The organism is Candidatus Erwinia dacicola (assembly GCF_001756855.1).
GTDB classification, from domain to species: Bacteria; Pseudomonadota; Gammaproteobacteria; order Enterobacterales; family Enterobacteriaceae; genus Erwinia; species Erwinia dacicola.
The window spans coordinates 1-1332 of the sequence record NZ_MAYS01000408.1 but is presented as its reverse complement, the minus strand read 5'-3'; the positions used below and the strand labels follow the sequence as shown (position 1 = coordinate 1332).

Annotated in this window: 1 protein-coding gene and 2 pseudogenes; 2 read left to right on the top strand and 1 reads right to left on the bottom strand. The window is 44.3% G+C overall.

The genetic code is table 11. From position 1 onward, the window contains the following. A pseudogene (locus BBW68_RS16775) lies at positions 1 to 195 on the bottom strand (IS1595 family transposase); the annotation flags it as partial. 40 nt (positions 196 to 235) lie between these two features. Between BBW68_RS16775 and BBW68_RS11230 the strand changes: the two are divergent. Together BBW68_RS11230 and BBW68_RS11225 are read left to right on the top strand one after the other, a co-directional pair. After that, a pseudogene (locus BBW68_RS11230) lies at positions 236 to 877 on the top strand (helicase HerA domain-containing protein); the annotation flags it as partial. Positions 878 to 917: 40 nt separating this feature from the next. Then, positions 918 to 1332: IS1595 family transposase (locus tag BBW68_RS11225; protein WP_148127470.1), on the top strand; the 415-nt coding region annotated here is incomplete at its 3' end.

The following is a 1332-nucleotide window of genomic DNA, read 5'->3' as shown; positions in this document are numbered from 1 at the left end:
CAGTTCAATCTCGCCATCAAACCAGGAGTGCCTATCTACGTGCTCGGCTATCAGCACTCTGAGGCGGTGAAAATAGTATGCAGCAGTGTTCCTGTGGACACCAACCAGCTCTGCGGCAATACGGGCTGTGGAGCCTGCAATAAACTGTTCAAGTAACCGTTCCTGTTTGTACTGACTGAGTCTGCTTTTTCTCATGGCACTATCCTAGATGATCTTAGTTATCTAGGACAGCCCCTTACCTTTTATATTCCACCTTCCCCGAGAGGAAAGACAGAACGCCCCGTTCTGGTTAAAGTCGGTGGCGTGTGTGTCAATTTTCTTTTTTATATTCGGCACCATATCACCGCTAACTATTCAGGGGTTGAGCTACTTTTTTAAGTCACTCGACAACAACATATTGTTTAGAGTTCCTCTATGGTTCATGACCATAATATTTACGGCAGCAGGATTAATATTTCATATTGCAGCCCGACGACTTTTAGCAGGAGAAATTGACAACCTAAAACATCGAATGATTAAGAAAAGCAAGCTGGAGAGAAATACCCGAACCGATGTACGCAAAGTAAAAGAGCTATTACCCGACCCCATAGAATATAATCCACTCGATTACATTGATTTAAAGAAAGGCGTTTTTATTGGCTTAAACAAAGATGACCAGCCGCAATACATAACTATAAAAGAATTCAAAACCCAACACGCAGCAATTATCGGCACAACAGGTTCCGGGAAAGGCGTAACTGCGACCGTTCTACTTTATCAGGCTATTCTTTTAGGTGAGGCCGTTTTTGTAGAAGATCCAAAAGATGATGAATGGGCACCACACGTACTTAGGGAAGCATGTAAAAAAGCAGGCAAGAAATTCACACTTATAAATTTAGGGGCTGTCCTAGATAACTAAGATCATCTAGGATAGTGCCATGAGAAAAAGCAGACTCAGTCAGTACAAACAGGAACGGTTACTTGAACAGTTTATTGCAGGCTCCACAGCCCGTATTGCCGCAGAGCTGGTTGGTGTCCACAGGAACACTGCTGCATACTATTTTCACCGCCTCAGAGTGCTGATAGCCGAGCACGTAGATAGGCACTCCTGGTTTGATGGCGAGATTGAACTGGACGAAAGTTATTTTGGTGGTCGTCGTAAAGGTCAGCGTGGCAGAGGTGCTGCCGGAAAAGTGCCTGTTTTCGGGCTTCTCAAGCGTGGTGGTAAGGTGTATACCAAGGTCATACCCGATGCCAAATCACGCACATTACTGCCGATAATAGAGTCAAAAATTTACCCTGACAGCATCGTCTATACCGATAATTTTGCCAGTTATGATGTACTGGATGTGA